Consider the following 7,112-nt stretch of genomic DNA (forward strand, 5'->3'; position numbering starts at 1 on the left):
GGGGAGGTCGAGGCGTTTCGGCTCCTCGCCGGTGCGTCGATCACGCACCTCCGCGATCCGGCCCGCCACGCGAAGGGGCGCCCCGCCGATTCAGCGGGGCGCCCCAGGGAACGCGGCAGGCAGCGGGCTACGCCAGCTCGACAAGATGGTCGGCGTAGGCGCGGGTGGTCAGGAACGGGCGGAAGCCCTCCGACAGGGCCACGTCGCGGAACACCTCGGCGGCGTCGTCGAAGCGGTCGCCGTCGTGGCGGTCGACCTCGGCGAGCACCTCATCCACCAGCGACGAGACGTACTCGCGGGTGATCGGCGTCCCCTCCTCGGTCGACTTCTCCTGACGGATCCACTGCCAGATCTGCGAGCGCGAGATCTCGGCGGTGGCGACATCCTCCATCAGGCCGTCGATCGCCACCGCGCCCTGACCCCGCAGCCACGCCTCGATGTAGCGAAGGGCGACCGACACGTTCGCGCGAACACCGGCATCCGTGATCGGCCGGCCGATCCAGAGGTTCAGCAGGTGCCGCTCGTAGACCTGCACATCGTCGCGCTGGCGGTCCACCTGGTTCGGGCGGTCGCCGAGCACGGCGTCGAACTCCGCCCGCGCCACCGGGATCAGATCCGGGTGCGCCACCCACGTGCCGTCGAACCCGTCCGCGGCCTCACGCCGCTTGTCCGCCGCGACCTGCTCGAGGGCGCGGGCGTTGGCCTCCGGGTCCCGGCGGTTCGGGATGAACGCGCTCATCCCGCCGATCGCGTGGGCGCCGCGCTTGTGGCACGTCTTCACGAGCAGCTCGGTGTACGCCCGCATGAAGTCAACGGTCATCGTCACCTGGTTGCGGTCGGGCATCACGAACCGCGACCCGCGCCCCCGGTAGGTCTTGATGATCGAGAAGATGTAGTCCCACCGGCCCGCGTTGAGCCCCGCGCAGTGGTCGCGCAGCTCGTACAGGATCTCTTCCATCTCGAACGCGGCCGGCAGCGTCTCGATCAGCACCGTCGCCCGGATGGTTCCGTGCCGGATCCCGAGGTACTGCTCGGTGAACGTGAAGACCTGATCCCACAGCCGGGCCTCCTCGGACGACTCGATCTTGGGCAGGTAGAAGTACGGCCCACGCCCCTGATCGATCAGCGCCTGCGCGTTGTGGAACGCGTACAGGCCGAAGTCGACGAGGGAACCGGACGCCGCCATCGTGCGCCGGTAGCGGTCGGTGAAGTGGATGTGGTGCTCCTCGAGGTGCCACCCTCGCGGGCGCATGACGATGGTGGGCGTCCGCTCGGCCGTCACCTCGTAGCGCTTGCCCTCCGGCGATGTGAACGAGAGCTGGCCGCGGATCGCGTCGCGCAGCGACAGCTGGCCGCCGATGACGTTGCGCCAGGTGGGGCTCGTGGCGTCCTCCTGGTCGGCGAGCCACACGTGGGCGCCCGAGTTGAGCGCGTTGATCGTCATCCGGGGGTCCGTGGGCCCGGTGATCTCGACGCGGCGGTCCTCCAGACCGGGGCCCGGGCCCGCCACCCGCCACGAGGAGTCCTCGCGGATGCGGGCCGTGTCGTCGCGGAACCGCGGGTCGCGGCCGTTGCCGATCTCGTAGCCGTGGCGCATCCGGTCGGCGAGGCGGTCGTACCGCGCGCCGGCGAACAGCTCGTGAAGCGCCGCGACGAACGCGAGCGCCTCGCCCGTGAGGATCTCCTCGTAGCGCTCGTGCAGCGGGCCGACGACGGTGAGCGTCGGGGTGATGCGGTCGTGCTCGGGCTCGGCGCGGAACGCGCGGGGCGGGGGAGCGATGTCGGTGATGGTCATGATGTCCTCCAGAGAGTCTCGAAATGGATGAACCTGGTTCGGCTCAGTGGAACTGGTCGGCCTCGGTGGAGCCGACGAGGGCGAGGGTGGCGCTCGAGGGGTTGAGCGCCGTCGACACGTGGTCGAAGTACCCCGTGCCGACCTCTCGCTGGTGCTTGGTGGCGGTGTAGCCGTCGGCCTCGGCCGCGAACTCGGCGTCCTGCAGCTCGACGTACGCCGTCATCCCGGACGACGCGTACTTCCGCGACAGCTGGTACATCGAGTGGTTCAGCGCGTGGAAGCCGGCCAGGGTGATGAACTGGAACCGGTACCCGAGCTCCGCCAGGTCGTCCTGGAACGAGGCGATCTGCGTGTCGGTCAGCGCGCGGTGCCAGTTGAAGCTCGGCGAGCAGTTGTAGGCGAGCATCTTGCCCGGGAACTCGGCGTGCACGGCGGCCGCGAACTCCCGTGCGAGCTCGATGTCGGGCGTGCCCGTCTCGACCCACAGCAGGTCGGCGTACGGGGCGTACGCGAGGCCGCGCGAGATGACCGGCTCGATCCCGTTGCGCACCCGATAGAAGCCCTCGCTCGTGCGCTCGCCGGTGGTGAAGGCGCGGTCGCGCTCGTCCACGTCGCTCGTCAGCAGGTCCGCCGCGAGGGCGTCGGTGCGGGCGATCTGGATGGTCGGGACGCCGGCGACATCCGCCGCGAGGCGGGCCGCGTTGAGCGTGCGGATGTGCTGCTGCGTCGGCACCAGCACCTTGCCGCCAAGGTGGCCGCACTTCTTCTCGCTGGCGAGCTGGTCCTCCCAGTGGATGCCCGCCGCGCCCGCCTGGATCATCGAGTGCGCGAGCTCGTACGCGTTCAGGGGCCCGCCGAAACCGGCCTCGGCGTCCGCCACGATCGGGGCCATCCAGTCGCGGGTGCGCTTGCCCTCGGCCGTCTCGAGCTGATCCTGGCGCAGCAGCGCGTTGTTGATGCGCCGCACGACGGCCGGCACCGAGTTCGCCGGGTACAGCGACTGGTCGGGGTAGGTCTGGCCCGACAGGTTCGCGTCGGCCGCGACCTGCCAGCCGGACAGGTAGATCGCCTTCAGGCCCGCGCGCACCTGCTGCACGGCCTGGTTGCCGGTGAGGGCGCCGAGCGCCCGGACGTACTCGTCCGAGCCGAGCCGCTCCCACAGCAGCTCGGCGCCGCGGCGGGCGAGCGTCGCCTCCTCGCGGACGCTGCCGCGGAGGCGGATGACGTCCTCGGCCGTGTAGTCGCGGCGGACGCCGTTCCACCGCGGGTCGGCACTCCACTCGAGGCGGAGGTCGTCGGCCGTCTGGACCTGGTCGCCGGGACGGGCCGGCTGCGAAGGGGTGCTCATCATCGTGCTCCTCGGTCTGGGTGGATGCCCGCGGAAGGGGCTGGTGAACCCACGATGCGCGAAGGACGCGGCTTCCGAACCGAAGTCGTCCGCAGAAGATCCGCCCTCTTTCTGCAATCCGGATCTCTGTGGCAGGATCTCCGGCATGCAGCTCGATGAAGAACTGGACGACGCCGACGCGCTCGCGGTCGGACGACGGATCCGCCAGCTCCGGGGAGAGCGCGGGATGACGCTCGAGGCGCTCGCCGCGCAGGTCGGCCGCGCGCCGAGCCAGCTGTCGATGATCGAGAACGGCCGGCGCGAGCCGAAGCTCTCGATGCTCCGGGCAATCGCCAAGGCCCTCGGCACAACGATGGACGCGCTGCTGCAGGCCGAGCCGCTCGACGAGCGCGACGCGCTCGAGATCGGCGTCGAGCGCGCCCTGCGCGGCGCCCGGCTGCAGGCGCTCGGGATCAGCCCCTTCCGCATCCCGAAGTCGACCCCGGATGACGTGCTGCGCACCATCCTGCGGCTGGCGGGGGAGATCGACCGCCTTCACGACGAGCGCTCGGCCACGCCCGAGCAGGCGCGGCGGGCGAACGTCGAGCTGCGCCGGCTCATGCGCCGGCAGGGGAACCACTTCCCCGAGCTCGAGAAGGCCGCGCACGAGCTGCTGCGCGCGGCCGGGCACACGGGCGGACCGCTGACCCAGCGCGCGACGAGCGACATCGCCTCACACCTGGGCTTCACGATCCACCACGTGCCCGACCTGCCGCAGACGACGCGCAGCGTGCTCGACCTGAAGCACGGCCGGCTCTACCTGTCCGACCGGCACCGCGGCGACCCGCGCACCGCCGTGCTGCAGGCCCTCACCGCCCGCGTGCTCGGGCACGCCGAGCCGACCGACTACGCCGAGTTCCTGCGCCAGCGCGTCGAGCAGAACTACCTCGCCGGCGCCCTGCTGATGCCCGAGCAGCACGCGGTCGAGATGCTGCAGGACGCGAAGAAGCGCAAGGCGATCTCGATCGAGGACCTCCGCGACACCTACTCGGTCTCGTACGAGACCGCCGCGCACCGGTTCACGAACCTCGCGACCCGGCACCTCGGCATCCCGGTGCACTTCCTGAAGGTTCACGAGTCGGGGACGATCACGAAGGCGTACGAGAACGACGACGTGAACTTCCCGTCGGATCAGCTCGGCGCGATCGAGGGTCAGATGTGCTGCCGCCGGTGGACGAGCCGGGTCGTCTTCACGATGGACGACCGCTTCAACCCGTACTACCAGTACACCGACACGGGCAACGGCACGTACTGGTGCACCGCACGCGTCGAGCACTCGGCCCAGGGCGCGCACTCGGTCAGCGTCGGCGTGCGCTTCGAGGACACCAAGTGGTTCGTCGGTCGCGACACCCCCAACCGCGGCCTGTCGCGCCACTCCGTCGAGGTGTGCTGCCGCCGCCCGCCGGCCGACCTCGAGGAGACCTGGCGCGACGGCGCGTGGCCGCACGTCGGCACCCCGCGGACCCTGCTGGCGACCCTGCCGACCGGGTCCTTCCCGGGCGTCGACACGACCGAGGTGTACGAGTTCCTCGAGCGCAACGCCCCGGTCGGGTGAAGCGCGGCGCGTGCCGGGTGTGAGCCGGATCGGACGCGCAGGGCCGCGTGATAAAGTCGCCCTTTGGAAGCGTGTCCGAGCGGCCGAAGGAGCATGGCTGGAATCCATGTAGGCGGGGTAACTCGTCTCGCAGGTTCAAATCCTGTCGCTTCCGCTCTCAGAAGCCCCGCACCGGCATCCGGTGCGGGGCTTCTCCCGTCTCACCCGGCGCGACCGGGCGGGGCCGCGCATCTGTGCGAGCCGTCATCTCGACTCGCTTCGCTCGCTCGATAACCGGGGTGGGGGCGCAGATGCCCACGCCGCACCGTTACCCCGCGCCGGTTGCTGAGCGAGCGCCAGCGAGCCGAAGCGACCGACCCGGGGCCGCTCGTGCGTGCGAGCAGTCATCTCGACTCGCTTCGCTCGCTCGATAACCGGGGTGGGGGCGAGCAGTCATCTCGACTCGCTTCGCTCGCTCGATAACCGGGGTGCGTGCGAGCCGTCATCTCGACTCGCTTCGCTCGCTCGATAACCGGGGTGGGGGGCGAGCAGTCACCTCGACTCGCTTCGCTCGCTCGATAACCGGGGTGCGTGCGAGCCGTCATCTCGACTCGCTTCGCTCGCTCGATAACCGGGGTGGGGGCGCAGATGCCCACGCCGCACCGTTACCCCGTGCCGGTTGCTGAGCGAGCGCCAGCGAGCCGAAGCGACCGACCCGAGGCCGCTCGTGCGTGCGAGCCGTCATCTCGACTCGCTTCGCTCGCTCGATAACCAGCCGCGCTCAGCGGCTCGTGACGCGCGGGCGCACGGCCAGCGACCGCGGCAGCAGCGAGGCGCGCAGGCGCTCCCGCCCCGCCGGCAGCAGCGCGTGCCGCACCCGCGTGAGCGAGCGGGCAAGATCCGGCCCCGCCGATCCGTCCGGGGGAGCGAAGCTCGCGCGCTCGATCGCCCTCACCAGCGGATCCAGGATGTCCGGGGCGACGCCGTTCTCACGGGTCAGGTGCGCGGCGAACGCGCGCGGCGACTCGCTCTCGTCCACGGAGTAGCCGGCGTCGATCACCAGATCCTGCAGCTCCCGCCAGGCGGCTCCCGCGTCGCCGCGGCGCGCGGCCGCCAGGCGGACGGTCCAGCGGACCGCGCGGACGGCGGCGGGCAGCGCCAGCAGGATGATCGCGCCCACCGCGATCGCGAGCCAGCGCAGCAGGTCGGCGGGGTTGAACGCCGCGCCCGTCGGAGCGCCGCCGGCCGCATCGCCGCGGTCGACGTCGCGCGACGAGCTCGGCGCGGGCGTCGGCGCCGACGACGGGGCCGGGGCGTCCGACGGCGTGGTGCCCGGCGCGGTCGCCGAGCGCAGCGACGTGGGCGACCCGAGCCCGACGGTCGGCTCGAACGGCACCCAGCCGATCCCGTCGAGGTACGCTTCCGGCCACGCGTGAAGCTGCGAGCCGAGGACCGCATACACATCCTGGTCGTCGACCTCCTCGCCCGTCGCGTCGCCCGGGAGGAAGCCCACGACGACCCGCGAGGGGATGCCGAGCGAGCGCGCCATGACCGCGAAGGTCGAGGCGAAGTGCACGCAGTAGCCGCTGCGCACGTCGAGGAACCGCTCGATCGCGTCCATCCCGGATCCGTCGAAGCCCTCCTCCACGGGGGCATCGAGCGAGTACGAGAATCCGCCGTCGAGGCGGAACCACGACTGCATGGCGATGAGGGCGTCGTACGCGGTGGTGGCGTCGCCGATCGCCTCCAGCGCCGCGGCGCGGATGGCCTCGTCGACGCCGCCCTCGGGCAGCACCGTCGAGCCGGGATGGAACTCGGGATCGTCGCCGGGCGGGATCGCGAACATCGCATCGATCGGCCCGTCGCGCCGCGGCATGACCGCGCGGGCCTCCTCGCGCGTGATCTGCGGCTCCTGCGACGTCACGACGTACCGCTGCCCGAGCGCGCTCGCCGACGCGCTGCGGACCGTGCGGTTCAGGCCGTCCGCGGTCCACTGACCCTGCACTCCCTCGACCGCCGTCGCCGGATACGGCACCGGCAGGTAGCTGCCGGTCAGGCGCGTGATCTCCACCGAGGTCGTCCGCTCCGTCACCTCGCCGCCCCGCGCGAGAGGCGGGAAGGCGAGGTCGCTCAGCGGCGTGCCCTCATCCGGGGCCCACGTGATGCCGTCGAACCGGGTGAGGGTCGCCACGCGCAGGTACGGCGGCGAGGGGGCGTCGGTGCGCAGCCGCAGCACCTCGACGTCGGCGGGACGGCGCAGGTCGTCGCCGAGATCCAGCGTCGCCGAGATGGTCGAGGTGCGCCCGACGCCGCCGCCCGTGGGTGGCGCGAGCGGCACCATCGGCGACAGGATGAGCGCCGCCACGACCGACCCCACCCCCAGGATGCCCGCCCAC

At 71.7% G+C, this 7,112-nt stretch carries 4 protein-coding genes and 1 tRNA gene; 2 read left to right on the top strand and 3 right to left on the bottom strand.

The genetic code is table 11. The features are described 5' to 3' along the window. Positions 1-127: 127 nt before the first annotated feature. Both aceB and aceA read right to left on the bottom strand, forming a co-directional pair. The gene (gene aceB, locus IR155_RS15355) at positions 128-1,795 is read right to left on the bottom strand and encodes a malate synthase A (protein WP_135115664.1); all 1,668 of its coding nucleotides are present in this window, start codon (positions 1,793-1,795) and stop codon (positions 128-130) included. A 43-nt stretch (positions 1,796-1,838) separates the two neighbouring features. Continuing rightward, positions 1,839-3,143: an isocitrate lyase gene (aceA, locus tag IR155_RS15360; protein WP_135115665.1), complete on the bottom strand. Its 1,305-nt coding sequence runs from the start codon at positions 3,141-3,143 to the stop codon at positions 1,839-1,841. A 145-nt stretch (positions 3,144-3,288) separates the two neighbouring features. Here aceA and IR155_RS15365 point away from each other — a divergent pair, with 145 nt between their 5' ends. Further along, on the top strand, positions 3,289-4,737 hold the full coding sequence (locus IR155_RS15365; RefSeq protein WP_135115666.1) for a helix-turn-helix transcriptional regulator: 1,449 nt from the start codon (positions 3,289-3,291) through the stop codon (positions 4,735-4,737). A 65-nt stretch (positions 4,738-4,802) separates the two neighbouring features. Further along, positions 4,803-4,891, top strand: a tRNA-Ser gene (locus tag IR155_RS15370). A gap of 606 nt (positions 4,892-5,497) precedes the next feature. Here the strand turns inward: IR155_RS15370 and IR155_RS15375 are convergent. Beyond that, positions 5,498-7,112: transglutaminase family protein (locus IR155_RS15375; protein WP_135115667.1), on the bottom strand; the 1,615-nt coding region annotated here is incomplete at its 5' end.

Origin of the sequence: Microbacterium paludicola (genome assembly GCF_015235415.1) — a bacterium.
Lineage (GTDB): Bacteria > Actinomycetota > Actinomycetes > Actinomycetales > Microbacteriaceae > Microbacterium > Microbacterium paludicola.

Excerpts from the sequence above, each read along its gene's own strand:
- aceA (WP_135115665.1), bottom strand. The coding sequence starts at position 3,143 with ATGAGCACCCCTTCGCAGCCGGCCCGTCCCGGCGACCAGGTCCAGACG.
- aceB (WP_135115664.1), bottom strand. The coding sequence starts at position 1,795 with ATGACCATCACCGACATCGCTCCCCCGCCCCGCGCGTTCCGCGCCGAG.
- IR155_RS15365 (WP_135115666.1), top strand. The coding sequence starts at position 3,289 with ATGCAGCTCGATGAAGAACTGGACGACGCCGACGCGCTCGCGGTCGGA.